This is a genomic window from Candidatus Abyssobacteria bacterium SURF_5, assembly GCA_003598085.1.
Taxonomy (GTDB): Bacteria; Abyssobacteria; SURF-5; order SURF-5; family SURF-5; genus SURF-5.
In genome coordinates this window covers 89,744-115,144 of record QZKU01000128.1, presented here as the reverse complement: position 1 = coordinate 115,144, position 25,401 = coordinate 89,744, and the positions used below count along the sequence as shown (strand labels likewise).

Below are 25,401 nucleotides of genomic sequence, written 5' to 3'. Positions count from 1 at the left end.
AGGCATTGCTGCAACTTGTTATGCTATAATATGTTTTATGAGAAACTGTGGCATCTCAATCCAAACGGCACGATAGTTGCCCTATGCTTACCTTGCTGTTCGCACTTCTTTCACAAACTATAGCACAAGGCATTGATTGCTGTGCTGAACAACGAGACAAACTGGGAGAATTTTATGGGTAAAAAGACAATACGTTGGTTATTGGCAGGCATCGCGCTGGTTCTTTTTGTTGTGGGCGTCCCGCTTGCTCAACAGGTTATAGCGACGGCCAATGCATCTGAACCAGCCAAAAAACAGGACGTTTGCTCAGCCCATGAGAGTAAGCCGATGATGAGCCATCCGTCCGTAATGATGCTCGGCGACAACTTTGTGCAGGTGGTTCCGGCCGGCGACAGCGCTATCGGTGTTTTCCTGTATGATTCCAGTTTTAATTTGATCGGCGGCAACCAAAATGAAGCATCCCTGGTCTTCTCCCTGCCCGATGGAACACAAAAAACGGTTAAAATCGCCGTTCCCGATCTCGCCGCCTTGCAAAAAAAGGCCTCGGGAGATGCATGCTGCGCCACGCCCGGAGAGCATCCCAATTGCCCGCATGCCGCGTCCGGCGAGCAGGATGCAGCAGCACCCTCTCAGAATTGAGATTAGGCTAAGATTAAGGCTCCCCTTCAAAGGAATACCTGTGTTCAGCGAAAGCCAAATCGCTGAAGGCAGGTTTTTCTCTGTCGATTTCAGCCTGTAATTTCTGCTCCTCACACTCTTTGTGATAAGATGGTTATCTGCGTATTCATATTAGGCGCCCACCTGGCCAAGGAGTCTCGACCATGATGACATCAAAAGAGTATATGGAAAGCCTTCGTTCGATGCGGACGAAAGTATATGCATTTGGCGAGAAGATAGAAGACGTGGTGAGCCATCCGGCCACGGCGCCGCACGTCCGCTGCGCCGCTATGACGTATGGGCTGGCCCACTCGGCCGACGGAAAACCCTTGCTGACCGCGCAGTCGCACCTTACCGGAGATACGATCAACAGGTTCCTCCACATCCATCAAAGCGCCGCCGATCTGATTACCAAAGTAAAGATGCTGAGATTCCTCTCGCAGAAGACAGGCTCCTGCTATCAACGCTGCGTCGGCTTCGACGGGATCAATGCCGTTTACTCGACCACATACGAGATCGACTCTGCCAAGAGCACTGATTATCACCAGCGCTTCATCGAATACCTGAAGCAAATGCAGCGGAAAGACCTGATGATCTGCGGCGCAATGACCGACTCCAAAGGCAATCGCTCGCTGCCGCCTCATCAACAGCCGGATCCCGACGTGTTTGTCCATGTCACCGAACGACGCAAGGATGGCATCGTCATTCGCGGCTCGAAACAGCATCAGACGGGGGCGGTCAACTCTCACGAGGTTCTCCTGATGCCGACCATAGCACTTCGTGAGCCGGATAAGGATTTCGCCGTCTGCTGCGCCGTCCCCGCGGACGCCCCCGGCGTTACCATGGTGTTCGGCCGTCAAGCAAACGATTACCGCAAGCTCTTTAACGAGCGGACTGATATGGGAAATCCCGCATTCGGCATTGTGGGCGGTGAAGCGATCGTTATTCTCGAGGACGTTTTCGTTCCCTGGGAGCGCGTATTCATGTGCGGCGAGTATGAGTTCGCCGGCATGCTGGTCGAGAGGTTCGCTGCATTCCACCGCCAGAATTACGGAGCCTGCAAGGGAGGCGTCAGCGACATCATCATTGGAGCGACTGCTCTCGCCGCAGAAATGAATGGGGTCGAGAAGGCCTCGCACGTGCGCGATAAGCTGGTCGAAATGATGCATCTTACGGAAACCCTGTATTGCTGCTCGATCGCTTGTTCCTGCGAAGGAACGCAAACAAAATCGGGCTCATACCTCGTGGACCCACTGCTGGCGAACATCTGCAAGCACAACGTCACACGGCTCATCTACGAGATCGGCAGGCTTTCGCATGATATCGCAGGCGGCCTCATCGCCACGATCCCGAGCGAAAAAGATTTCCGAAACGAGGAGATCGGAGACCTGCTGCGCAAGCATTATGCCGCTTCGAGCCCCGCGTCCGCAGACGATCGCGTCCGCGTGTGCCGCCTCATCGAGAATATGACCGCCGGCACCGCGCTCGTCGAATCGATGCATGGGGCCGGCTCCCCTCAGGCGCAGCGCGTCATGATTTATCGGCAAGGGAACCTCGAACAAAAAAAGAATCTCGCCAGGGTCCTCTGCGGGATCAAATAACAACTTGGCATAGCCGGAGGCGCAGAATGGGTTCCATCGATCTGAGAAAATTGAAGGGAAAAGTCGCCCTCGTCACCGGCGCCGCCAGAGGCCTGGGACGCAGATACGCCCTGCGCCTGGCTATGTTCGGAGCCGATGTCGTCATCAACGATGTCAACCTTGATTCGGCCCGAGAATTCGGCGAGGAACTTACCGCCGAAAGCGTGATGGCCGAGATCGAGGCCTATAAGGTCCGCTCCCTCGGCATCGAATGCAACGTCGGCGACAAAACGGCCGTCGAGAGGATGGTCGCTAAGGTGATCGCCGAATTCGGACGCATCGATATCCTGATCAATAACGCAGGCGGATTGGCGGGGCAGGTCTTCGAGAGTTTCGCATCGAGCGTGTCGGAAACCGATTTACGGGCCACGATCGACCGAAACCTGATGGGAACCATTTACTGCAGTCAGGCCGCAAGCGTTCCAATGAAGGAACAGCGGTCAGGCAAGATCATCAACGTCGCTTCGCAGGCCGGCCTTCAGGCCCAGCCCGGCGGGGTCTACGCCTCCTACGGAGCCGCGAAAGCGGGAATCATCCGCTACACCAGCTATCTTGCGCAGGAACTCGGGCCATACAACATTACGGTTAATTGCATCGCGCCGGCTTATATAGAAACCGCGCGCCTCCGCGAGATCGCGTTCAAGCATGATGCAATACGCCAGAACGTTCTCGCACAGGTTCCCCTCGGTCGCCTCGGCACCGAGGACGACTGCGCAAAGGTCGCCGTCGATTTCCTCTGCACCGACCTCGCAGATTATGTGACCGGTCAGACGATCAGCATTTGCGGCGGCGCCATCAAATTCTGAAAAGGCGCCAAACTTACAGCGCGTCCAGCAGCCTGTTGTAAGCGTCCACGCTCTTCTTCACTTCCGCGTCTCCGTGAGCGCTCGTGACGAATCCCTTTCCCATTAACGTCATGAGCCCTTCATTGCGCAAAAACGTCTGGTAGTCCGTCATCGCCGTTTTCCGCTCAAAAATCTGCGGCAGACCGTCATCGCTGTTTATATCGATGTGCAATCCGCCGGTCATCTCGATATGCAGGATCGAAGCGAAATTGTATGCGAAGAACGGATAGTTCCGATCCTCGAACAATTCATTCAATTCTTTCACCAATCGGTCGGTTGTCGCCGCCGCCCGCTCAATTGCGTTGGTCCTCTCAATCTCGCAGATCGCCTGATACGTGGCCGCGCATGAAAGCAGATTGCCGGCGATCGTCCCGGCCACAAAACAGGATGGGCCCCCGCCCGAAAGGATGCCGGAATTCAGTATGTCCATGATCTCGGCTTTGCCCGCCAACGCGCCGCTCGAAGGAAACGTGCCCCCCATGATTTTGCCCAGGACCGTCAGTTCCGGGTCGATGCCGAAATACTCCTGCGCGCCGCCCATGGCCACCCTGAAGCCCGTTACCACTTCATCGAAAATAAGAGCGATGTTATGTTTCCGCGTGATCTCGCGAAGGCCCTTATGGAAATCCTCTGCAAGCGGCATTGTCCCCGACTCCGCTCCCAGCGGCTCAACGAGGACCGCCGCCACTCCCCCATCTTTCTCGTGTGCTTCAATTGCTCGTTCCAGAGCCGCAAGATCGTTCTGCGGAACGATCACCGTGTTCGCGGCAACTTCTTCCGGTATCCCGTTCGCCATGAAACGGCCGCTGTGCGGAACCCAGAGGTCGACGACCAACTGATCCGACCACCCGTGATACGTGCCGCAGAATTTGATGATCTTCTTCTTGCCGGTATACACCCTGGCAAGACGGATGGCCGCCATATCGGCCTCCGTGCCCGATTGCAGGAAGCGCACCTTTTCCACCGAAGGCATGTGCTGAATGATCTTCTCGGCCGCCAGCGTCTCGTACTCGTCGCACAGCCCGTGGAGCGCGCCTTTGTTCCGCATCACCTCAACCATTTTCTCGATCAGTTCGGGAGGGTTGTGTCCAAGCAAAACAGGCCCGCCGGCATTTAAATAGTCGATATACCGGTTACCGTCGACGTCAACGAGATATGCGCCATCCCCTCTCTCGATAAAAACCGGGTACGGCGTGGTATGCGACAACATGTGTTCGCAACCGCCGGGAATCACCTTTTTCGCCGCCTCGAACATGCGCTTGGATTTCTTGGTCTTCTGCCTGATTTCCTCATTAACCCGATTCATCACATCCTTCGGTATATGCTTGACCGGCATCTTGCTCAGTGCATTGCCTCTCTTCTCGATCTCTTTGAATTTCATAGCCCACCTCCGCATCGCCCTTTCGGCAGCACCTAAATTCCGTTACATCATCAGTTTGAAATGAGCTTCTTTACTGGTCGTTACATCGATAACAGCCGGACGCTCGCTCTGGATAGCGGCTTTCAAAGCAGGCAGTAATTCATTCGGATGCGCAATTTTCAAACCCTTACAGCCGATTGCCCTGCCGATTGCCGCAAAATCAGCCTCATCATATTCCGTGGCGATCCTGCGCTCGGGAGACTGAAAATCCTTCACGTTTCCCAACGACGCATTGTTCATGACAACGTACGTGATGGGCGCCTCATACTGCTTTGCCATCTCGAGGCAATACAGCATCATCATCATGCCGCCGTCGCCGCACACGCACACCACGCGCCTGTTGCCCGAAATGATCTGGGCGCCGAGCGAGGCCGGAACGCTCCAGCCGACTCCCGCCGCTCCGCCCGGCGCAATCACCTGGCCGGCTTTTTTCGATTTGAAATGTTTCGCGCACCACATGCGGTTGTTGCCGCCGTCAAGCACCAGCAGATCATCAGCGCCAACCGCCTCATTCAGGTCGTTCACAATCCGCTCGGGCGAAATCGGCTCCTCATCGGAATGATACGAGTCGCTCGAAAAAAAGTCGTTCTCCGCCTTCAGCTTTTTCAGTCGCTCGATCCGTGCCTTCACATCCAATTTCACCCCTCGCTTCTTTACGGCATCAATCACCGCCCTCAGCGCCAGCTTCGCGTCCGAAGCGATACCGAGCGCCACGGGATAGTTCCAGCCGGCGTTCAGCGGTTCAATGTCGATCTGAATGATCTTCTGGCGTTCAGCATCAATGTAGTCCGGCGACAGCATCCGCGTGTTCTCCGGGGAAAGACATGTCCCGACTGCAAGGATCACATCGGCCGAATTGATCTTCTCATTCGCTGTTCTCTGGCCGATGTTGCCCATGGTCCCGATTGCAAGATCATGCGTTTCAGCTATTCCGCTCTTGCCCATGTAGCTGGTCGCAACCGGCATCCCGAGAAGCTCCGCCAGTTCCTGCACTTCTGTGTACGCGCGCGATGCGTGTACTCCACGACCAGTGATCATCACTGGATCTGAGGCCCCGAGTAACAGATCGGCCGCTTTGCCGGCATCCGCAGCCGAAATGCAGGCCGGCGAGACGTTGATATGCCCCTGTATCGAAAACAATTTGGGATTTATTGAATCCAGTTCGGTCTCCGATATCGCAACGTCCCACCGCGCCAAAACGCAGGCGGGACCGGGCCGGCCGGTGACGGCATGCTTGATCGCCAGTTGCACGCCGTGGGCGTACTCGGCCGGACTGTTCGCCACCGTCGTATATTTTGTCATTGAGCGCATGATGTTCGGCAGATCGATCGAGCCGTATTCGCCGCCCGCGCACTGGAAAGGCCCATGCTGTATCAGGCCGCCATAATCCGAGACGTCACCCAGCACGAGCATCGGTGAACCCGCAAGATAGGCCTCCATCACGGCGACAGCGGCATTCGATCCCATCCAGGCGCCTTGCCCGATAACGACACCCGGCTTGCCCGTCAGCCGGCCGTACATGTCCGCCATGCAGGCCGCGCCGCCTTCGTGCCGCGCAAGGATCGTGCGGATCTTGTCCTGCCGGTCGAACAGTGCGTCGTATAGAAATAATGTCGCCCCGCCCGGCATCCCAAATACGTGGTCGATTCCGGCATCAACAAGAATATCAATAATGATCTCAGTTGTCTTCGGCATGGATTATCCTCCTTAACATGTACGAACACACACTCATTCGCGGTTTCATTCTCAATATTTTAAAAACCTGCCCAGAATCAGCATATCGAACCCGGCGAGAAACGCTGCGCCAAGAATTGCCAGTATGCCCGCCGCATAATTGCCGCTCAGCGCGACTACTCCCCCGACAATCGCCGGACCTAACCCGCCGCCGATAAGCATCGCGACGCCGTTGTAAAACCCCGTCCCGGTGGCCACACGCGATCGCGGAAGTATCCGCTGCAGAATCGCGAATTCCTGCGAGGTGAATCCCATCTGAAAGAAAAGCGCAGCGGCAAAAAGCGCCACAGTCGTCTCAATCGACGACGCTCTCACGGCGAAAAATGCAATGACTCCGGTCAATAAATATCCCGCCCCGGCAAGATAGGCGCGTCGCTGACTCTTATCCCCCGCCCACGACATGAACGCTATCCCCGCAATACTGATCACATACGGAATTGACAACGCGTATTTCAAATTGTCGAAAGCGAGTCCGCGACCTTCAACAAAATACGTCGGAAACCACATCAGAAGGCCGAATGAAGCAATATTATTGAAGATTCCGCCAAGCATCGCAAGCCAATACGTCTTGTCCCGTAAGAATGGCTTCACCTGTTTCCAGAATCTCTCTTCTTCCGGCTCCCGCGCCTCCATGCCCGCTTCAATGAGCGCCTTTTCAGAAGTGCTTATGAATGGATGGCGGGCGGGCGTATCATGACAAAACAGCGCCAGCAGCGGAATGGTTATCACCATCCCCATAATACCGAGCAGCAAAAACATCGCTCGCCAGCTCCACCACTGAATAATGGGAACAAGAATCAGAGGCGCAAGAACAGTGGCGAAAAGAATCCCGCTGACCCACATCCCGTTCGCCCTCGAACGCTCTGAAAGAGGAAACCAGTTTTTGATAAGCTTGCTGTTCATTGGGAAGTGGATACCTTCGCCCAGCCCAAGGAGGAGACGCGTAACCAGGAAAAGCCACAAAATCCCGCCTGTGGCGGCTCCGGCTACCGTAAAGAGCGAAAAGAAAACGACGGCGGTAATCAGACTTCTGCGCGGGCCAACTCTCTCACCGATCGGGCTGAAAAAAATGTTCGCCAGCCCATAGCCGACAAAGAAGATACTCAATATTGTGCCGCCGTACTTGCCGGTCTGTTCGGCGGTCCAGCCGTGTTCAGCCGCGATGAATGGAAGCGCAAGCGAAATGTTCAGCCGGTCGAAATACGCAATTATTACCGTGATCAGCAATACGACAGGCAGTCGCCATCTCACTGAGGTTGTTTCTGGAGATCGGATTTTCGCGAGCGTTTCAGTTTCCACCGAAGTCGGCATCTCCTGTCGATCAATGAACCGGCATATTCCTGATTTCGATTTTCTTTATCCGCGCCCACTGCGAATGCTCGTCGCACGGCTCCGCAATCTCTATTATCGCCGCCAGGCACTGTTCCGCTCGTTCGCAATCACCGCGCCGTAAATATGCTTCGGCCAGGAACCGGTTCACCCGAATTGTCATGGCGGGAATAATTTCAAATTGAACCGTCTCCTCCAGCCAGGGGGGAATCCGTCCGATTTGCATCCGCCTGTCGCGCAGGCGCCGCTTGACCCGCTCGAGCATGTCGATGCCCCTCTCAAGGGTGTCAAACATGTCGGGAAGCAAAACGTAAATCGCACCGCAGATGTAGCCGCCGATCAAATCTGCAACATTATTTTTCATCCGCGCCCGCTCGATCTCCCTCAGATGCGCCAGCGCCTTCCGCACCAGGTTGCTCGGGCCGGTAAAACCGGACGTCTCACCCACCGAAACCATATACGCCAGCGCCGCCGCCGCATCATTCAGTACGCGCCCGTCCGGCTTCGGAAATTGTCGGCTGACCAGAGAGAGCGCCGCCGTGAAATCCTTCCGCAAAACATGCGCGATAACCGCCGCAGCCGCATACTTCGACGCATCTGTCTCAGGTAGGCTCTCCACGAACTCAGCGACTGAAGCCTGCCTGCCCGAACAGAAAAAATAGAGAAGCCTCGGGATGAATTCTTCAGGTTCGTCTTCCGGTAGATATGCGCCCGGAAGCGTGAACGACAGCATCGCAAGCTTCTTCGACAACTCATTCATCTGGCTGATCGCCTCGCCGCCCAATCTGCGAAGCAATTTCTGCCTGATCAGAATGATAAACGAATCGAGCGAATCATCAACTTCCGTGAGGAAACTCACCGTCTGCTCGCTCGGGAAGCCGCCCAGCAAGTTCTTCGCGAACAACCTGATATCACGCCCCACCGCCCCCCTGATCGCCTCCTTGTACAATCTCAGCGTCTCGATGGAATGGTCGAAGGGCACACCGAGTTCCTCGCGCCGCTTCATGATCTCGATAACCTTCAAATCCGCCGCGTCATAAAATCGACTGCCGTCCTTTTTCGACGGCATGATCAGTCCCTCCTTCTCCAGCAGCCGCACCTTCCGCATCGGATAATGCGAGCGCCGTTCGATCGACTGCTCGGGCACCATTTTGCTCAGAGACGCCGCTTTGTGTGATTTCAGTATCGCCTGCCCCACCTGCAGTTCTTCTTCGTATGCGGCGCCGGAATCCAGAACGCGCTTGATGACGTCCAGCGGCAGAAACTGCTCCTTCTGCAGGCGCTTGATCAGCTTGATCCGATCAACACAAGCGGGATCGTAATACGCCATCGTTTTGCCGGTCTTCATCGGCTGCGGAATGAGCCCCTCGTTAACGTAATGCTTGATGGTTGGAATCGGGACTCCGGCCAGTTCCGACAGTTTGCTCGCCCGCAGCAACTGCCTCGCTTGCTCATTCACTTTCATTCAGGCGCCCGCTTTCCTCCTCTTAAAAGTCGCACGTGCTACTTCTAATTCCGCAATCATATCCCCACCCAGCCCTATTGTCAAGCAAAATCCCGCACAGGGAAATGTGGTAGATCTAGGGACAGACACCATATTTATAGTCATAACATACTGCAAACACGTATGTTATGTTTCCATCAGCAGGTGAGACTTATAAATATGGGAGCTGTCCCCATATTTAGGCGGAAACAAAACGGGCGCCAAAGAAGTTGCTCTGGCGCCCGTGTATTGCCGTACTTACTGCGTTATCGGGGCCGGCGTCGGCGCTCCTTCCAGGACCATCCGCGATTCTATATGGCCAACAAGATCAAGCGGTCTCCACCATGTCTCCTTCAGCTTGCGCGCGCTGAAGAGTTTCTCGGCCTGGTCACGGTAGTGCGGCGACTCGGGCCGATCGCTCTGTCCGATGGGAACTGCGGTCCAACTGCGGATTGGCTTCGACAGCACGACGATCTGCGTCGATGTCTGACCCGCTTCACCCCAGCGGGTGTGATCCGGCCTTTCAGGCCCGAAATCGACATTGCGCAGGGTGGCCGTCCCCAGTCCTTCAGCTCCCCCGCCGCCCACGGGCCAGGATACCTCGTCGCGCCCGACGCGAAAGGCCGCTCCGTAAGGAGCATCGAGCGAACCGAAATCCGCTTTGAGCGAGGCCATCGCGGGCGCTACCGACGACAACAGCATTCTCAGATCCTCATCCTCCACTTTTTTCCAGGCGGGCTTTTTCCCCGCGATCGCGAGCAGAGGCGCGATACGCTCCGCCAGTTCCACGGCTTTTTCTCCATGATCATGATGGAGTTGTTTCCGCAGATAATAATATTTCAGCGCAGCCGACGAGTCGCGCCGCAATTCGCCGTCCCATGCAAGAAGATCCTTAACGCCAATCGCGTAATCCGGATTCGATTCGAATTCAGCTCCGAATTTGCCATGGGCATGCTTCAGCGCGGCTATCCACTGCTCCACGCCCGCCGGATGCACGTCAAGAATATAGGAAATCGCTTCCTCGGCGGTCACCGATTTGTCGGCAGCCAGTAGCTGCAGTGCGCGCGCGCCGCGCTGATTGATCCAGCCGTTGGGCGGACCGTAAATCCAATCGCTGTAAATGTACGGGATGCTCTTGTCCGGCGTCAGCGGGCTCCTGAGCATCATGACGTCGGGCGGTATGTTGCAGTTCTGCATGTAGCCCTGCGGCGGATTAAGTATCTGCACGTGGTCCGAGGAGGGGTGAAAACCCTGCCATTCTGTGGCCGATGTCGATCCGTCTACGGCGCGAGACCAGTCATAACCCGTAGGGCGGCGTGGCGCCCGGCCCACGCGTTGATAATAGATATTGCCGGAGGTGTCGGCAACCATCAGGTTCTGCGGATAATATTGCAGGTTCTCGGCCGACGCGGCCGCGCCGCGGTAATCCTTTGCGAAATTCAGGTCATACCAACTGTCGCCCGCCTGAACCGCATCGGCATATGCCATCCTGGCCGCATACGCCTTGCCGCCTCTCATGGCAATAACCGGCCCATAATGCGAGTCGTACACCGTGAATCTCTGCGGCTCCGCCCTTCGCACCTCAATGATGATCTCGCGCGAAGACATCTGTTTCCATTCGCCGTCATACAGGTACTGCGATGGATTTTTCGGATTCAACTTCAATTCGTATATATCGGCGGTATCCGGTCCGCCGGTCGTCATCGCCCAGGCGATGTGCTCGTTGTGGCCGTTGCCGATCGTGGGGAAACCAGGCAAAGTCACGCCGCTGCCCACCAGCGCGCCCGCATGAATCCGAAATTCCCAGAACCGCGTCATCCCCCACCACGAGAGATGAGGGTCAATCGCAAGAATCGGCGCTTTCTCGGCGCTCCGGCTCGGGGCCACGGCAAATTGATTCGAGCCGTGCCTGATCTCGGGAAAGCCCGGCTCGATCCCCGTTCGCTTCAAGTCGGCGAACGCCTGCTCAATCGACCAGTTATACAAGAAAAAACGTGCGGCGGCGATTACCATGTATTCATCCACCTTGCGGTCGCCCCACCACGCGGGCACATCCTCCGGATGGGCCGCGTAATAATCGTTCACACCCTTTACATACGCCTGATTGATTCCGCGAATCGCCGGGCGGATGTGCTCGATATTGCGCTCGGCCACGCCGTAATTATCCCACAGCTTCGCGACCAGGTCGTACTTGACTGTCGCCGGACCCGCAAATTTGGCGCTCTCGCCGATGCCGCGCATGAAATTCTTCAGCAACTCCTCGGGCCGGTCCTGCGCCTGCGCCCAGCCGGCGGCATATGCGCCGGCTTCAACCGTGGGAGCATAAATATGAGGGACGCCCCATGTATCCCGATAGATCACTGTCTTTCCGGCGTCTTCCCCTACCCCGGGGAAATCAGCGGCTGCGCTCGCCGCCGAAAATGCCGCACTTATCAGCAAAGTGAGAACGGCGAACCAGGCCGCCGGGCCAATCCCGAAGCGGCTTCTTTCACACAGACACGTTCGCTGGCGATTCTTCTTCATCTCCCACTCCTTTCGGATATAGACAAGGGCTTTCGGTGGATGTCATTCTATCCTGCCTGCCTCACGAAGTCCAGCCATGCAAAGGCCTCCCTCTCAAACTTCTTTCAAACATCGAAAGAAATTCTGAAAATACGAAATATTTTCTGATATACTCTTTCCGTTCAGTCGCTCGTTGCTACTATGCCACGAGAGTTCAATCCTTGTAAGCTTCAAAAAATACCGGATTCAACGATGGCTTCAGCCCCCAATTGGAAACTCGAATCTTACCTGGCCCAAAAGCTCGGCTGCGCCGACCTGAAAATCATTCGGGAGTGGAGAAACACCGAAGGCTGGTCGATGGAGACTTTCAGTCTCGGACTCTCATACAGAAAGAACGGAAAGTCAGTCGAGCAGGATATCATTCTCCGCCGGGAACCGGCGGCCGGGCTGCTTGAACCGTATGACGCTTCCATCGAATTCCGCGTTCTTGACGCACTGCAGCATAGCGGAATCGCCCTGGCAAGAACCTATTGGTATGAACCCGATCCTTCAGTCTTCGAGCGCCCGTTTTACGTCATGGAAAAAGTCGAGGGCGACGTCCATTTCCTCACCCGGGAGAACGACCCCGACTACCGCCTTATTCCCGATGACCGCGAACGAGCCAGCCTCGCCGCAGACTTCATCGAGAACCTCGTCCGAATCCATACCTGCGACTGGCGCGCCGCGGGACTGGATTTCCTGGGCGACCCCGGACCCGGCCGCGGCTCGGCTCTCAGCCAGGTCGAATACTGGGAACAGGTGATCGAACGCGCCGGATACAGGCGGAAACCGATAGTCAGTTTGGCAGTCAACTGGCTCAAGCACAACGCGCCGCACAACGAATGCGTGCGCCTCGTGCATGGAGACTATCGCACCGGCAATTACATCCACCGGAATGGGCGCATCCGGGCCGTTCTCGATTGGGAAATGGTTCATCTCGGCGACCCGCACGAGGACCTGGTATATGTGCTCGGGGGCCTGTGGCGGTCGCCCGCCCCGACAAATTGGGTGAGCCATTTGATGCCGGAAGACGAATTCCTCGATAAATACCAGGAAAAATCGGGAATCCACGTGGACCGGCAAAAGCTTGATTACTATCAGATACTGAATGATTTGAAGGCGGTCGGGATCACCTCGACCGCGGCGCACGCATTCGCAACCGGCAAGAACCTCGATCTGCGTCCCGGCGTCTTCGCCTTCCTGATCGACATGTTCTACTACTCCCTTGCCAAATATCTCGGTAAACAACTGCGGGTTTCCCAATGAAAGAGCCATTCGAGATATACGTGAACCGGATAAACGATATCCTCGAGCATGTCATAGCCCCGGAAATCGAATCGGACTACATCCGCGGACAGGTCTTCGCCGTCATAGAATTGCTCAGCCAGCTTCAGGGACGCATCGAACACCGCCACGACTTCATCGTGCAGGATATCGAGAGCGGGCGGGAGACGATCCGGATGCTGATCTCGGCTTTGTCGACAGCCGGAGTGCCCGTGCCGGCGGACATCTGCGGGGCCGCCCAGCCGCTGAACTTCCTCGAAATGACCGGCCTTCAACTGCGCGACGAACGCGAGCGTATCGAGCGCACCTTGAGCAAGGCGCTCGACATCGTTCATGAGCGCCGATCAGAGATTTCGGACCCCGAAGCGATCGAGCGCGCGGCCCTTGAGCAGATTCAGCAGGGAATCTTCCGCGATCTGATGCTGTTTCGCCCGCAGAGGTTCGAACGGATTTCCCGCTCAAAACGCAAAGGAGATTCAGCATGAACGTCCGGCCGGAAGACGAGTTCATCCATCACGATTACCCCCGCGGCACAACAGACGCGTGGAAGGAAAACTGGTACTTCAATTTCATCGATCGCAAGAACAAGGCATGGGGCATCAACCACATCTCGCTCGAGCGTCACAAGCAGAAGGCTCACTTTCGCGCGTTCCACGTGGTCGACGACGAAATCCTCATGTATGCAAATCAGATCCCGCTCGATGACAACCTTCGCGAGTTGAACGATGGAAAGCTTTCCATCGAGTTCGTCGAACCCCATAAGACGTTCCGCCTGACGTTGCATGGCCCCAATCATTCCCTGGACTTGATGTATTCCGCCCGATTCGATGTGTTCAACTACGCCACAAAAAAGCGAAAACAGCCCGGCGGCGATAAGAAAAGCCTGGCGATCAACCATTACGAACAGGCCTTGACCGCTGAAGGACATCTCGAAAAAGACGGCGTCTCCCGCCCCATCTCCTGCTTCGGCCACCGCGATCATTCCTGGGGATTCAGGAACGAGTCCAATATCGCGGGATGGAACTGGGTCGCCGCCCAATTCCCCGAGAGAACCATCAACATCTCACAGGTTCGCGTCGCTGGCAGGCGCGATATGAACCGCGGCTTCATCTCCGAGAAACAGGGAAACACCGGAATCCGATCGGTAAAGGTCATTTCGACAGAACGCAATGAACAGAAGGCGCCGCAGAGCTCAGTCTATGAGGCCGTCGACGAGAAGGCACGCGTCTGGACCCTTACCTCGCGCAGGTTCTCAGGCTTGTTCCTCCCGCTTCGCGAAAAAGGAACCGATCTGGCGGTGCACGAAAACTTCTCGGATTTCTCGCTCTCGGAAACGGGCGAAACCGGCGTGGGCATTGACGAATATCTTGAAAACCTCGCCTAACGCGGACCCCAATGTCCCCTCTGGGCGATGTGATTGTGCTTCATACCTCCAACACTCCCTTTTCGCTCTTTCATATTTCTCGATAAATTTTTGCGTCACGGCCATAGCCCCTTTCATCGTTCGATGTTAATATAATCGCAACAGAAAATTCTCGCGCTCGGTTCATCCGGAAGCGCTGACGGTCGCGACTTTTCGACGCAGTGACTTCCCTTTCCGAAGAGCTTCGCGTTCTTCTGCCTTGGCTCGCAGTGCTCAATCTCGCCCCTACGAAAGAAGGTATTGAATGGCTCTTGCAGGTTTCTTGCTGAGGTTTTCCAGACTGCAATGGCTGACAAGAACTCCCGGGGCTGTCGCACTTAAAACAAAGCCAACGCCTACTCGATCCGGCTCAAGTGCCGATCCGCCGGCGCCGGGTCCGCATCAAAAGAAGCAAGCCACGAAAGAACCTGAAAAGCACTTCATCTGCCGGCTGGGCGATGAAGGCGATCTCGAGGGCATAACCGAACTATTTAAATCCCATGAGTATGGCCCGAAAGACGTGGAATGGCTGCGCTGGAAGTATTTCCGCAATCCCGATGGAAAGGCGAACATCTTTCTGGCCGAGGACCAGAACGGAAAAATCATAGCTTTACGCGCGCATATGCCTCGCCTCTTTACCAGCGAGAAAACAGGGGTGTTCCTGGCCAGACAGTCGGTGGATTTGTTCGTAGCGAAGGCCAGCAGAGGGAGCGGCGTGTATTCGGCCGTCTGGAGATTGTGCCGAACCGGCAATTATCCCATTGTCAGTTTCCCCAACAAAATCGCAAAACAGTTGACGTGGAATATGCCGGGGGACGTGAGGATATATATCCCCATTGATGAATGGTGGTACCCGCTGGCAATCGGCGGCATGTTCCGCAGCAGAGTCCTGAAGCCTGTTGCGCCCGCAGCCAACGCCGTTTCAAGGCTCTATTCACGTCTCTGGCTCGGCAGAAAAACGCACGGCCTGCATATGAAGCCCGTGCGCAGTTTCGAGAGATCGTATAGCCTCGATCACAGCTTTCTCCAGGGGGTTCGCTCGGCCGAATATCTGAACTGGCGGTTCATAGACAACCCGGTTCGCAGGTATTCCGTATATGAGTTTTTCAACCACGAGAATACCAGCCTCGGTTATTGCGTGTACTACATAGACAAAACCGCCGCACAAGTCTATGATCTGGTCATCAGCTCCCATACACGCGCCTGTCTCAGACTCCTCTCAGATCATTTCCGCGAAAGGCAAATCAGCCACCTGATCTTCAAGAGCATCGGATTCCGCATGCGCAAATACGGCTTCATCCGAATCGGCTCGCCCGGATTTATGGACACCCTTAACACACCGTCCGGAACATGGCTCGTCACAATCGGCGACAAGGATTGAAGCTTTACATCGCGTTTCCTTGAAAATTAACCCGATTATTTCTATACTGATAATGTCTTTTCATCCCGACACAATCCTGTGAAGATTTTTCGCCCTGAGGAGCAACCATGATCGAGAATCTTACCCATGAACAAATCGAAGGAATCATGGACGCGCTGCCGTTCCAACTCGTATTCATCGATGAGCGCGACCGCATCCAGTACTGGAACGAGTTCAAAGGCCGAATGGTCGCCGCTAATATCGATAATCTCGGAAAAGACGTGCGCACGTGCCATAAACAGAAGAGCCTGCCCAAACTGGAGAAGATTCTGTCTGACTTTAAAAGCGGCAAGAGAGACGAGGCCGAATTCTGGGTGCCGCTCGAACACTGCGACATGAGGGCGCTGAACAGATTCTTCGCGATCCGGGACAAATCCGGGCGGTACCTCGGGACGATGGAATATCTGCTGAATTTCACCTATATCGAGAAGATCGCGAAGGATAAGAAAGACGCTGAACACGCGCAATCATGAAGAGATGGCAGGCTCCGCCGCCGGCTCACTTTTCCGAAATCTGATCAGGCCAATCTGCACCATCGCAGGCAGCAGCAACAAGTCCGCAAGCAGTGCCGCAACCAGACACATCGGCAGGAGCGTTCCCAGTATGTGGATCGTGAAATAGTCGCTCGTCGCGAACGGCAGGAATCCGGCAACAAGAATAACGGTAGTCATGCACATCGCTCGCCCCACGTACTCGAACGAACGCTTGATCGCGTTTTCCGTATCCTCGCACCGCGCCTCCTCGATCCGGTAGCGGATCAGGAAATGAATCGTATCGTCCACCGCAACGCCGACACCAACGTAGACGATCATCAGCGTATCCGAATCGACCTGCTCCCAAAAGCCCCCGACGTACCCGCCAAGGACGAGCAGCGGCACGATGTTGGGCACCATCGCCCACAGGCCGGCCCGAAGAGAACGAACCGCTAGCGTCATCATCACGCTGACAATGAAGCACGAGAACAGGATGCCCCGCTTCTGCCCGGCCAGGATTTCATCCAGCCAATCGCCGAGCAGATACGTGAGGCCGGTCGCCTGCACGACTGCCGATTCCCCAAGTAATTCCTTGGCGGCAAGCACGGCTTTCGCGCCTGTTGCGGCCGCACTCCGGAATCCGCCTTCTTTCAGCCGGAGGAGCACCCGCATGGTGCGCCGCTCGAAATCGACAAACCGATCCAGGTCCTCTCCGCCTCCCATTTCGAACAATAGCAGATACTGCGCCAGGGCCGGCCGCGACGTCGGCAGCGTCCCACCATCTTCGCTGTCAAGAGTTCTGTGGATCTTTTCGACCAGATCGACCAGCGAAATTCCCTTGTCGACTCCTTGAAATTCTTCGACCTCGTCCTGCAGCCGCGCGACACGAGCAAATAGCTCTGCATCCAGCACTCCCTCCGGCTCAGGCGTCTCCACGTAGATATCCAATGTGTTTGTGCCGGAAAAATGCCGGTCGAACCAAACCTCGTCCCTGCGAACCGGATTGCCTTCGCCCAGCCTGCGCACAAAATCGGTCTCCACATTCACCCTTAACGCTCCCGCCGCCGATATGATCAGAAGAATGCCGAAGAGAGCGAGAACCAGGCGAGAGCGCCGCGTCGTCACAAGCTGCGCCTGCATCAAAACCCAATCGAGCATCTCGTGAACAAACGCTGCAGTTCCCCGCCGTAATGGCGCCGGCTTTTTCATGATCGAAAACATAATGGGAACAAGCGTCATCGCCAGCAACAGGGCGGCCGCAACGCCAAATCCGAAAATCGCGCCCGCTTTGCGGAAAACGGGTACCGGCACCAGCGACAGGGAGAGAAAGCCGAAGAGAGTCGTTATCGAGGTATAAAAACATCCTTTGCCCACGTCTTCCGCCGTCCGAACGATCGCCTCCTGCTTGTCCGCCCCCTTGCCCAACTCGATAAGATACGCGCTGCACAGATGAACCACATCTGAAAAAGAAACGATGAAAATGACCGCCGGAACCATCGAGATGATAATATCCACCTGCCGGTCCCACAGGACAGCAAACCCCAACGTCCAGATCACCGCAAGCATCGATATGATGAACGCGATGACCCCCGGCCACACCCGCCGAAACAGCAGCCAGACGGTAGCCACGAGAATGACTACGACTATCGGGAACAGTACCTTCAAGTTGTACTGCGTCTGCACCAAAATCTCGGACAGCACCGCAAGGATGCCCGCTCGATGCAATTGCGCGCGCGAAAATCCTTCCTCTTCAAAAATCTTCAGAATCTCCGCCACGATGCGCGGCCCCTGCTCCACCGGGCGAGTAGGGTCGGGTTTCAGTTCCACGATCACAGCCGCCTCGCGCCCGCTCTCAGAAACGATCAGCCCCCCGGCTAATGAGTCCTCCTTCAGCTCGGAAATCAGTTCCGGAATGCGCTTCGGGTCCAACGCTGCTTCGTCCGCGTACCGCGAGACCACCAGCGTGTCGTCCTCCAGCCTCATGTTCTGAGCGCTTAATACGCTCTCGACACGGTCGACAATCGGGATCTCTTCGATCCGCTCCAACGCGCTCCTCAGCCGCTCTTGCCGCTCCGGGTACAGCAGATCGGCCGAATCGATCCCGATAATGAGAATCTCATCGCTTCCGAACAGGTCCGCCTTCTTCAAGTACTCCTTATATGCCGGGCTCTCGCCCAGAAACAGTTTCCCGATCGATGTGGCAATGACGGCATGAGAGATCGCGAACAGCGAGAGAAGTGACAGAAACGCGCAGAAAATAAGCACCGCAGATCGATGATGCAGCACAAAACGAAAACACGATTTCATCATAGACAGGTTTTCGGACTACAGGAATGTATTCCCGGAGCGCACCGGGAGCAGTCGAGCGATTTCGATATTCCGCTCCGGGTCGGAGGACGCCATGCCGGCGATCAAGCGGGCGGCATCGAGGCTATAAACTCGTTGGCTTCGTCAATTGAATTCTGTAGCTCCTTCAGCAGAGCCTCGACGTCCACTTCCAATTCGTCGGCTACACCGCGCAGCGCTCCGATCGCCTGCGCGTTCAGATTATGCTTCAGAAAAAGCACCTGGTCGTTCAGTTGCGCGAGCACCGGCGGCATCTTCTCCTCGGCGCGCCTCATCGCCTTCATCAGCTCTGCGTACCGCGTGCGGGTATCGCGCAAAAGCCGTTCGCTCGAACGGCGCAATTCCCTGTTCTGATACTCCTCGAGTTCGCTCTCCCATTCCTCGAACAAGTCGTTCGCGACTGTTTCAACCGAATCGATCCGGTCGCTCACTTCTTGCGCCTTCGCCTCGCTGCGCTCGTATTCCGCATTCAACTTGTTGAATTTGCGCTCGAGATCGCCGCCCTCGACATCAACGACCTCGCGAAACCTCTCGAGCGCCGACTGGAATTGCTCTCCCGCCTCCTCCTGGCTCTCGCGCGCTTCCTCGACCCGATCCACAAGAATGTCGCGCTTGTAAATTCCCACGCTCTCCATCGCGCGGTAGTACGTCGTCGCGCATGAACACAGCAAAAGGATCGGCGTGATATGCAGTATCAAGAGAAATGGGCTTGTGTTTCGTCTCGTCTTCTGGAACACGCGAGTATCCTCCCCCGTTTTCCAATGTGTACTTACGCCGCACAACCTGTTCCCGATTTCACTTAATATACACGAAACAAAAACATTTTGCCAGAATGCCGACCAAGCGATGGGGAATGGCCGAAGCGAAGGGGACTGGCTCCATTTATGGCCCGAAGGGCGTAGAATGGCGCCTGTCCCCGAAGCAAAACCACCGTCCCTTCCCGTCCCCGAAACTTCTCTGTTCCCGAAGACGAAGCCCAAAACCATTTGACACTTTCCACCCGCCTCGATATACTTCCCTTAGCCTCTGTCGCGTGTTTTTGCTCCGGGACCGACCAATGGAAACAGACAAAGCCGCTTCTTCTCCTATGGCCGATTTTTCCTTCTTCCGCCAGGCGGTCGCACGCTGGCACGAGCAGGCGCGCGAGCTTGCGATGACGCGGAAGATCATGGGCTACTTCTGCGACTTTGTCCCCGAGGAACTGCTCGACGCAGCCGGTTTCATTCCGATGCGAATCATCGGAACCCGCAAACCCATCTCGCTCGCCGACAAGTATCTGCAGTCGAACGTCTGTTCTTTCGCGCGCAGCAGCCTCGAACTTGTGCTTGATGGCACCTATCGGTATCTTTCGGGAGTAGTCGTCCCCCACTCGTGCGACGTTATCACGAAAATGTACGACCTCTGGGCCTACCGCGCCGGATACCCCGACTTCTGCCATTACCTCTGGTATCCGCACAAAGTCAACGACCCCACCGCCCGCTCCGCCTTTATTGATGAAGCGCGCCGGCTCAAGACGTCTATCGAGCAGCATACCGACTCCCCGATAACCGAGCAGTCCCTGCGGGAATCCATCGTTCGCTATAACGAGAACCGCCGGCTGCTCCAAAAACTCTATGCATTGCGCAAAAACACGCTTTCTCCCCTCACGGGAACCGAATCATTATTCATTACGCTTTCCTCGATGCTCATGCCGAAAGAAGATCATTCACTGCGGCTGAGAGAACTGCTCGATGCGCTCGCCTCGTCTCAGACACTCGAAAAACGACGCCCGCGAATCCTCCTTTCTGCGGCTGCCCTGGATGACGTTGAACTCATCTCGGCAATCGAAAACCTCGGTGGATTGGTCGCCGTGGATGACTCCTGCACCGGCTTCCGCTATTTTTGGCAAGAGGTCCGCGAGAATGGAGACCCCATCGAGGCGATCGCCGACCGTTACCTGCAAAAGATACCCTGCCCCCGCACGTTCGACTCGGGCGCCCGAATCGATTTCCTCATGAACAACATCGATGACTACGCGGTCGACGGCGTCATCATGTACATCCTCAGATGCTGCGACGCGCACCTTTTCCAGATGCCGGACCTGCAGCGAAAGCTGAAGGCAAAGGGTGTTCCCGTCCTTTATTTGCAGGGCGATCACTCGGCGGCGATATCCGAAGAAACAAAAAACCGCATAGCCGCTTTTCTCGAAATGCTTGGAGGATAATATGGGCTCGCGCATGCACGCAAAGAAACATCTGGAGACCACCAAGGCGGCATCGGCCCTCATCAAGAGCTACTACGAAGACCAGCGGCGCAAGCAGAATATGGAGGGCCAACCGGTCGCATGGTGTTGCGTCGGAATCCCAAAGCAGCTTCTACAGGCCCTCGACATCCTCGCCTTTTATCCCGAGCAATATGCGACCGTGTGCGCGTCGCGCGACGCATCCTCGCGCTTCATAAAGCCCGCCGAGGCGGCGGGATTTGCAAAGGAGTTGTGCGGGTATGCCCGCGTCAACCTCGGATTCATCATGGAAGGCTTGCCCGAGGATGCGCCGATGGGGGGCATGCCGCGCCCCGATTTTCTGCTTATCACCAGCATCGTGTGCGACACCCGCATCAAGTGGTTCGAGCTGATGGCCGATATGCTCGGTGTGCCCGTCTACCTGATGGAGGTGCCGCAGATGCCTCCCGCCGGACGGAACGGCGCCGACGGCTCGACTATCGCAACCGAAAACGCCGGGATTCAGGTCGGCCGCGAAGACGCCCCGCATCTCGAGGCGTACGTGATGGCGCAATATCAGGGGCTGGTCGAATTCCTCGAGAAACAAACCGGCAGATCGCTCGACCCCCAAAAACTTTTCGAAATCCAGCAGGCATCGCGAAGAGTCGGCAAACTCAGGCGCGAGATAAACGAGTACCGCAAGCATATCCCCACGCCGATGGGCGCCGGCGACGCCTTCACCGCCATGTTCCCCGGTATGTACATGCCAGGCACGAAAGAGGCGGATGCATTCTACGAACAGCTCCGGGCTGAAGTGAAACAGCGCATCGAAACAAAGACAGGCATCGTCGATCCCGAACGGTTCCGATTGGCATGGAGCGGCATTCCCTTCTGGTACAACATGGGCCTGATCAATTATTTCGAGGAGAAAGGCGGGGTAGTCGTCATCGACACGCAGTACGGGTCCGCCGCCTCAACGATCAATACCGCCACGCGCCAGCCGCAACGATGGGGCATGAACGGCATGGTCGGCTCCGTTATTCGAGCCGTCGTCGATTACAATATCGACGGCGTCATTCTCTCCTATACGCCGACCTGCCGCGCCTTGTACATCAATCAGATGGAGATAAAGAATTCCCTCGAGGAAGAACTCGGCGTCCCTGCACTGCTCCTCGAGAGCGATATGGTCGACCCGTCCTCCTTCAACGAAGGACAGACCATAACGCGCATAGACGCTTTCATTGAACTGGTCTCCGAGAAGGCAAAATCGCGTAATTGGGCTTAATGAGCCGATGCCGGCTCAAGCAATCGGTATAGCGCCCTCATTGCTGCTTGCGCGCCCGTTGAAGCGAAGCCATGGCTGGCGCGTGCTTGCGGCCGGTGGTTCTTTACTTCTTCTTGCCCGCTCCAGCATTGCACCAAGCGAAGCCCCCTTCCCGAACGGCCTTCTTAATTCCCTCAGCGCCTTCTATTCTCTCTTCCTCAAAGGGGGACTAAGGGGCTGATTTGTCTTCTTCTGCCAGACCCTGGATTCCTGCTCCCGGATCGGAGTCCGGGACAAGCTTCGCAGGAATGACGGGTTACTCTGAGTCGGCGATACGCTCTGTCATCGGCGCCAATCCCATTAAGGGACCGCCTCCAAAGGAGGATTTTGCAGAGGGCGTCAACCGCGCAAGATTCTAAGCCTCAGCGCTATCGCACCCCTACAAGCTATTGGCAATAATGAGGAAGGACTCGAATAAGGCTCCGTCACTCCTTTGCGCCCGCCATCCTCAACAATTCCGCCGTCTCCACATGATTCCCTTTCATCGCCAATTGCAGCGCCGTAACGTTTTCCGAAGTTCGCGCATTCACACTTGCTCCCTTCGAGATCAGCAGGTGAACGATATCAAGTTGTCCGTGGGAAGCCGCGTGCATTATCGCCGTCCACCCATTCCTGTCGCAAATATTGATATCCGACCCTTTGCTCAGCAGCAATCTGACGATGTTGGTCTGCCCCGTTGAAGCGGCCTCCATCAGAGCCGTTTTCCCTTTCCTGTCCTGCACGTTCGGACTCGCTCCCCCTGCAAGGTATTGCTCAATGGCTTCGGCATCTCCTAATCTCGCACTTTGTATCAGCGCAAGATCCGGATCCCGGCTGCACTGCAAGGTGACAAACAGAAAAATCATACACGTTGCTATCAAGCGCATCATCTTGAACCCCTCCTTCCGAGGCACGTGCGGGGACATTTAATAAAGGACGCCCGCTCACGCCCCAGGCATTTCAGTCACATTCAACTCTGCCAGCAAGTGTTCCTTATTTAAAGAGACGGAGCATCAATTAAAGGAAAACCCTACCTCCTTATGCGCAATACGCCGTATTCCTCCACCTGACAGCGTCCCACCTTGCCGGAAGCTCGTCCACCACCAGCCATTGCCCCATCTTAGCCGTTCATGCCCGGTTCATCCCGGTCCATGTTCGTGAATGATGGTCCGTGTCTGTTCGTGCCGGTCCGTGTTCGTCCGTGTTCGTCCGTGTTAGTCCATGTCGTCCGTGTGCCCGTGCTCCTCCCGGCGAAGGAAACTGGCTCCATTTACGGAATTATCTCAAGTACCTCGTTGAGCGCAGCGAAATCCCGCGCCTCGCGGGATAGAATGGTGCCTGTCCCCGAAGCTACAACCACTCAATCAATTGTCGGACAGTCTCACCGGCTCCGGAGCATCCATGGCGCCTGTCCATAGCGAAGCCACTCAGCCACCCGGCCCACCTTCCCCCTGTTGCTTGACTTTTGTTTTTCCGTTCATTTATACTGAATTTCACCAAATAGAATCCTGTTAATTGACAAGATAATTAAAGAAAATGTCGCTCATCAGACCCTTTTTTAAATTGCTGACATTCCTGATTTACGGCTATTTTCTTTTCCTCGTCCTGGCGTTCCCGATCCTTGAACTTCTTCAACACATCAGCCGGGAAACGCGCATGTCGTTTTTTGATATTTCCTTCCCGATCCAGATAAAAGACGTTATCCTGCCGTCCTTGCTGCTGTCGCTGATTTACGCGGGAATCGCCGCACTTCAGAGACGCTTGCAGCCGAAGCCTTCTTCCGGGACAGCGCAAGTTTCCTATGACCATGAGCGCGTAACGACGTGAGGCCCGAAGTCTAGCATATGCTTTTCAATAGTCTCGCATTCGGCGGTTTTCTGATTATCGCCCTCATCCTCTTCTGGAGCGCACCCCGTACTCACCGCGTCTTCATCATCATCGGCTTAAGCTACTTCTTCTACATGTACTCCTACCCGATCTACTTTTTTTTGCTCGCGATCCTCACCCTGATCAATTTCGGGCTGGCCCTCGAGATGGCGAGAAAACCCAGCCGAAGAAAGCATTTCCTCGCTTTGGCTATTTCGATCGACCTGTTCGTGCTCGGGTTTTATAAGTACGCCGGCTTCGCCTCGCGCGAAGTCCTGAATCTGCTCTCGTCATTCGGAATTCAATCGGATGTAACGGCCATAGAGATAACTCTGCCGCTCGGAATCTCGTTCTTCACGTTCCAGATGATGAGCTACGTGATCGATACCTACCGCGGACTGCCGGCGGAGAAATCCTTCTGGAATTTTGCGGCATACATCTCATTCTTCCCCCAATTGGTGGCCGGCCCCATTGTCAGGCCCCAAACGCTGCTGCCGCAGATCAAGGCCGACCATAAATACGATGAGGACCAGGCCGTGCGCGGTCTCTTTCTCATTGCACAGGGGCTCGTGAAAAAAGTCGCGTTCGCCGATTTCCTGGGCGGCTACGTCGACAAGGTCTTTGCCGCGCCGGGCGATTTTTCCGGCCTCGCCACTCTGATCGGCATCTACGCCTACGCCTTCCAGATATATTTCGACTTCTCGGGCTATACCGATATCGCCATCGGCGTAGGCAAATTGTTCAGCTTCGAGATCCCGATCAATTTCGACCTTCCATACATCTCGAAATCGCCCCGCGAATTCTGGCGCCGCTGGCACATATCGCTCTCGACCTGGCTCCGTGATTATCTGTACATCCCGCTCGGCGGAAATAGAAAATCATCCGGTCGCACCTATTACAACATGATGGTGACAATGTTATTGGGTGGAATCTGGCACGGCGCGAATTGGACGTTCCTCTTCTGGGGCGCTTATCACGGATTGCTGATCTCGATCCAGCGGCTCCTCGAAGAAAATTTGCCGGCCGCCAAACGCTGGATTGAAAAGCCCTCGCCGCTCGTCGCCGTTGGAAGCGCGCTTCTCACATTCCACCTCGTGTCTCTCGGCTGGGTGATTTTCCGGGCGCAGAGTCTGGGGCAAGCGGTCGAAGTTCTGAAAAATGTCTTTTCGGGCGGGCAGGGCGTTGAGACGTTCGAAACGCCTATCGTCGTGATGCTGTCAATCGCTATCCTGAGCCATATCTTCCGCAGCAGGGTGAAGCTCGAAGAGTGGTATGTGCGCATGCCGGCGCCCGTGCAGGCCTTCGGCTATTCATGCGTAACAATACTGATTTATCTTTTCTTCACAACCGAGCAAAGGTTCATCTATTTCCAATTTTGAGAGGCCGTTCCACCTCGAATGATCACGCTCGTCCACCTCGCCGATAGACGCAAAAAGATACGTCCGCAGATTTCGCAGA

Annotated in this window: 20 protein-coding genes; 12 read left to right on the top strand and 8 right to left on the bottom strand. The window is 55.7% G+C overall.

The window, feature by feature from the left end; translation table 11 throughout:
• Positions 1–141: 141 nt before the first annotated feature.
• From C4520_19080 to C4520_19070, 3 genes are all read left to right on the top strand, one after another.
• Positions 142–639 (top strand): hypothetical protein, encoded by a 498-nt coding sequence (locus C4520_19080; GenBank protein RJP16120.1) that lies wholly within the window; start codon positions 142–144, stop codon positions 637–639.
• 182 nt (positions 640–821) lie between these two features.
• Complete coding sequence (locus C4520_19075; GenBank protein ID RJP16119.1) at positions 822–2,258, top strand: 4-hydroxybutyryl-CoA dehydratase; 1,437 nt, start codon at positions 822–824, stop codon at positions 2,256–2,258.
• A 26-nt stretch (positions 2,259–2,284) separates the two neighbouring features.
• Positions 2,285–3,103, top strand: coding sequence for an SDR family oxidoreductase (locus C4520_19070; protein RJP16118.1), 819 nt, complete (start codon positions 2,285–2,287; stop codon positions 3,101–3,103).
• Positions 3,104–3,116: 13 nt separating this feature from the next.
• Here the strand turns inward: C4520_19070 and C4520_19065 are convergent, their stop codons facing one another.
• The 5 genes from C4520_19065 to C4520_19045 form a co-directional block, all read right to left on the bottom strand.
• Positions 3,117–4,538, bottom strand: a complete 1,422-nt coding sequence (locus tag C4520_19065) for an aminotransferase class III-fold pyridoxal phosphate-dependent enzyme (protein ID RJP16117.1) — start codon at positions 4,536–4,538, stop codon at positions 3,117–3,119.
• Between the two features lie 27 nt (positions 4,539–4,565).
• Complete coding sequence (locus C4520_19060) at positions 4,566–6,257, bottom strand: thiamine pyrophosphate-binding protein (GenBank protein ID RJP16116.1); 1,692 nt, start codon at positions 6,255–6,257, stop codon at positions 4,566–4,568.
• A gap of 51 nt (positions 6,258–6,308) precedes the next feature.
• On the bottom strand, positions 6,309–7,607 hold the full coding sequence (locus tag C4520_19055) for an MFS transporter (GenBank protein RJP16115.1): 1,299 nt from the start codon (positions 7,605–7,607) through the stop codon (positions 6,309–6,311).
• Between the two features lie 10 nt (positions 7,608–7,617).
• Positions 7,618–9,090, bottom strand: coding sequence for a MerR family transcriptional regulator (locus tag C4520_19050; GenBank protein ID RJP16114.1), 1,473 nt, complete (start codon positions 9,088–9,090; stop codon positions 7,618–7,620).
• 276 nt (positions 9,091–9,366) lie between these two features.
• Positions 9,367–11,631 (bottom strand): penicillin acylase family protein, encoded by a 2,265-nt coding sequence (locus tag C4520_19045; GenBank protein RJP16113.1) that lies wholly within the window; start codon positions 11,629–11,631, stop codon positions 9,367–9,369.
• Positions 11,632–11,811: 180 nt separating this feature from the next.
• Between C4520_19045 and C4520_19040 the strand changes: the two genes are divergently transcribed.
• From C4520_19040 to C4520_19020, 5 genes are all read left to right on the top strand, one after another.
• On the top strand, positions 11,812–12,915 hold the full coding sequence (locus tag C4520_19040; protein RJP16112.1) for a phosphotransferase family protein: 1,104 nt from the start codon (positions 11,812–11,814) through the stop codon (positions 12,913–12,915).
• Entirely contained in the window at positions 12,912–13,418 is a 507-nt protein-coding gene (locus C4520_19035) for a hypothetical protein (GenBank protein RJP16111.1), read from the top strand. The genes C4520_19040 and C4520_19035 overlap by 4 nt, the downstream gene beginning before the upstream one ends.
• The gene (locus tag C4520_19030) at positions 13,415–14,317 is read left to right on the top strand and encodes a hypothetical protein (protein RJP16110.1); all 903 of its coding nucleotides are present in this window, start codon (positions 13,415–13,417) and stop codon (positions 14,315–14,317) included. The genes C4520_19035 and C4520_19030 overlap by 4 nt, the downstream gene beginning before the upstream one ends.
• 283 nt (positions 14,318–14,600) lie before the next feature.
• Positions 14,601–15,716, top strand: coding sequence for a hypothetical protein (locus C4520_19025; GenBank protein ID RJP16109.1), 1,116 nt, complete (start codon positions 14,601–14,603; stop codon positions 15,714–15,716).
• A gap of 107 nt (positions 15,717–15,823) precedes the next feature.
• On the top strand, positions 15,824–16,228 hold the full coding sequence (locus C4520_19020) for a hypothetical protein (GenBank protein ID RJP16108.1): 405 nt from the start codon (positions 15,824–15,826) through the stop codon (positions 16,226–16,228).
• On the opposite strand, the gene C4520_19015 is transcribed toward C4520_19020, so the two are convergent.
• Positions 16,223–18,538: a hypothetical protein gene (locus C4520_19015; GenBank protein RJP16107.1), complete on the bottom strand. Its 2,316-nt coding sequence runs from the start codon at positions 18,536–18,538 to the stop codon at positions 16,223–16,225. The genes C4520_19020 and C4520_19015 overlap by 6 nt on opposite strands.
• A 101-nt stretch (positions 18,539–18,639) precedes the next feature.
• Entirely contained in the window at positions 18,640–19,560 is a 921-nt protein-coding gene (locus C4520_19010; protein RJP16207.1) for a DUF2959 domain-containing protein, read from the bottom strand.
• Here C4520_19010 and C4520_19005 point away from each other — a divergent pair.
• Positions 19,278–20,777 (top strand): 2-hydroxyacyl-CoA dehydratase, encoded by a 1,500-nt coding sequence (locus C4520_19005; GenBank protein RJP16106.1) that lies wholly within the window; start codon positions 19,278–19,280, stop codon positions 20,775–20,777. The genes C4520_19010 and C4520_19005 overlap by 283 nt on opposite strands.
• Before the next feature lies 1 nt (position 20,778).
• Positions 20,779–22,059 carry a 2-hydroxyacyl-CoA dehydratase gene (locus tag C4520_19000; GenBank protein RJP16105.1) on the top strand — a complete coding sequence of 427 codons (1,281 nt, stop codon included), beginning with the start codon at positions 20,779–20,781 and terminating at the stop codon, positions 22,057–22,059.
• Positions 22,060–22,523: 464 nt separating this feature from the next.
• Here C4520_19000 and C4520_18995 read toward each other — a convergent pair whose 3' ends face one another.
• Positions 22,524–23,003, bottom strand: coding sequence for an ankyrin repeat domain-containing protein (locus C4520_18995; GenBank protein RJP16104.1), 480 nt, complete (start codon positions 23,001–23,003; stop codon positions 22,524–22,526).
• 610 nt (positions 23,004–23,613) lie between these two features.
• Here C4520_18995 and C4520_18990 point away from each other — a divergent pair.
• The gene (locus C4520_18990) at positions 23,614–23,904 is read left to right on the top strand and encodes a hypothetical protein (GenBank protein ID RJP16103.1); all 291 of its coding nucleotides are present in this window, start codon (positions 23,614–23,616) and stop codon (positions 23,902–23,904) included.
• Between the two features lie 17 nt (positions 23,905–23,921).
• Positions 23,922–25,322 (top strand): MBOAT family protein, encoded by a 1,401-nt coding sequence (locus C4520_18985; protein RJP16102.1) that lies wholly within the window; start codon positions 23,922–23,924, stop codon positions 25,320–25,322.
• The last annotated feature ends 79 nt before the right edge of the window (positions 25,323–25,401 follow it).

Bases quoted from the DNA above. Each gene is read 5' to 3' on its own strand.
- C4520_19055 (RJP16115.1), bottom strand. From the start codon at position 7,607: ATGCCGACTTCGGTGGAAACTGAAACGCTCGCGAAAATCCGATCTCCA.
- C4520_19040 (RJP16112.1), top strand. From the start codon at position 11,812: ATGCCACGAGAGTTCAATCCTTGTAAGCTTCAAAAAATACCGGATTCA.
- C4520_18990 (RJP16103.1), top strand. From the start codon at position 23,614: ATGTCGCTCATCAGACCCTTTTTTAAATTGCTGACATTCCTGATTTAC.
- C4520_19045 (RJP16113.1), bottom strand. From the start codon at position 11,631: ATGAAGAAGAATCGCCAGCGAACGTGTCTGTGTGAAAGAAGCCGCTTC.
- C4520_19005 (RJP16106.1), top strand. From the start codon at position 19,278: ATGGGCTTGTGTTTCGTCTCGTCTTCTGGAACACGCGAGTATCCTCCC.
- C4520_18985 (RJP16102.1), top strand. From the start codon at position 23,922: ATGCTTTTCAATAGTCTCGCATTCGGCGGTTTTCTGATTATCGCCCTC.
- C4520_19075 (RJP16119.1), top strand. From the start codon at position 822: ATGATGACATCAAAAGAGTATATGGAAAGCCTTCGTTCGATGCGGACG.
- C4520_19010 (RJP16207.1), bottom strand. From the start codon at position 19,560: ATGGTTTTGGGCTTCGTCTTCGGGAACAGAGAAGTTTCGGGGACGGGA.
- C4520_19050 (RJP16114.1), bottom strand. From the start codon at position 9,090: ATGAAAGTGAATGAGCAAGCGAGGCAGTTGCTGCGGGCGAGCAAACTG.
- C4520_19070 (RJP16118.1), top strand. From the start codon at position 2,285: ATGGGTTCCATCGATCTGAGAAAATTGAAGGGAAAAGTCGCCCTCGTC.
- C4520_19065 (RJP16117.1), bottom strand. From the start codon at position 4,538: ATGCGGAGGTGGGCTATGAAATTCAAAGAGATCGAGAAGAGAGGCAAT.
- C4520_19060 (RJP16116.1), bottom strand. From the start codon at position 6,257: ATGCCGAAGACAACTGAGATCATTATTGATATTCTTGTTGATGCCGGA.
- C4520_19020 (RJP16108.1), top strand. From the start codon at position 15,824: ATGATCGAGAATCTTACCCATGAACAAATCGAAGGAATCATGGACGCG.
- C4520_19035 (RJP16111.1), top strand. From the start codon at position 12,912: ATGAAAGAGCCATTCGAGATATACGTGAACCGGATAAACGATATCCTC.
- C4520_18995 (RJP16104.1), bottom strand. From the start codon at position 23,003: ATGTCCCCGCACGTGCCTCGGAAGGAGGGGTTCAAGATGATGCGCTTG.
- C4520_19000 (RJP16105.1), top strand. From the start codon at position 20,779: ATGGGCTCGCGCATGCACGCAAAGAAACATCTGGAGACCACCAAGGCG.
- C4520_19030 (RJP16110.1), top strand. From the start codon at position 13,415: ATGAACGTCCGGCCGGAAGACGAGTTCATCCATCACGATTACCCCCGC.
- C4520_19025 (RJP16109.1), top strand. From the start codon at position 14,601: ATGGCTCTTGCAGGTTTCTTGCTGAGGTTTTCCAGACTGCAATGGCTG.
- C4520_19015 (RJP16107.1), bottom strand. From the start codon at position 18,538: ATGATGAAATCGTGTTTTCGTTTTGTGCTGCATCATCGATCTGCGGTG.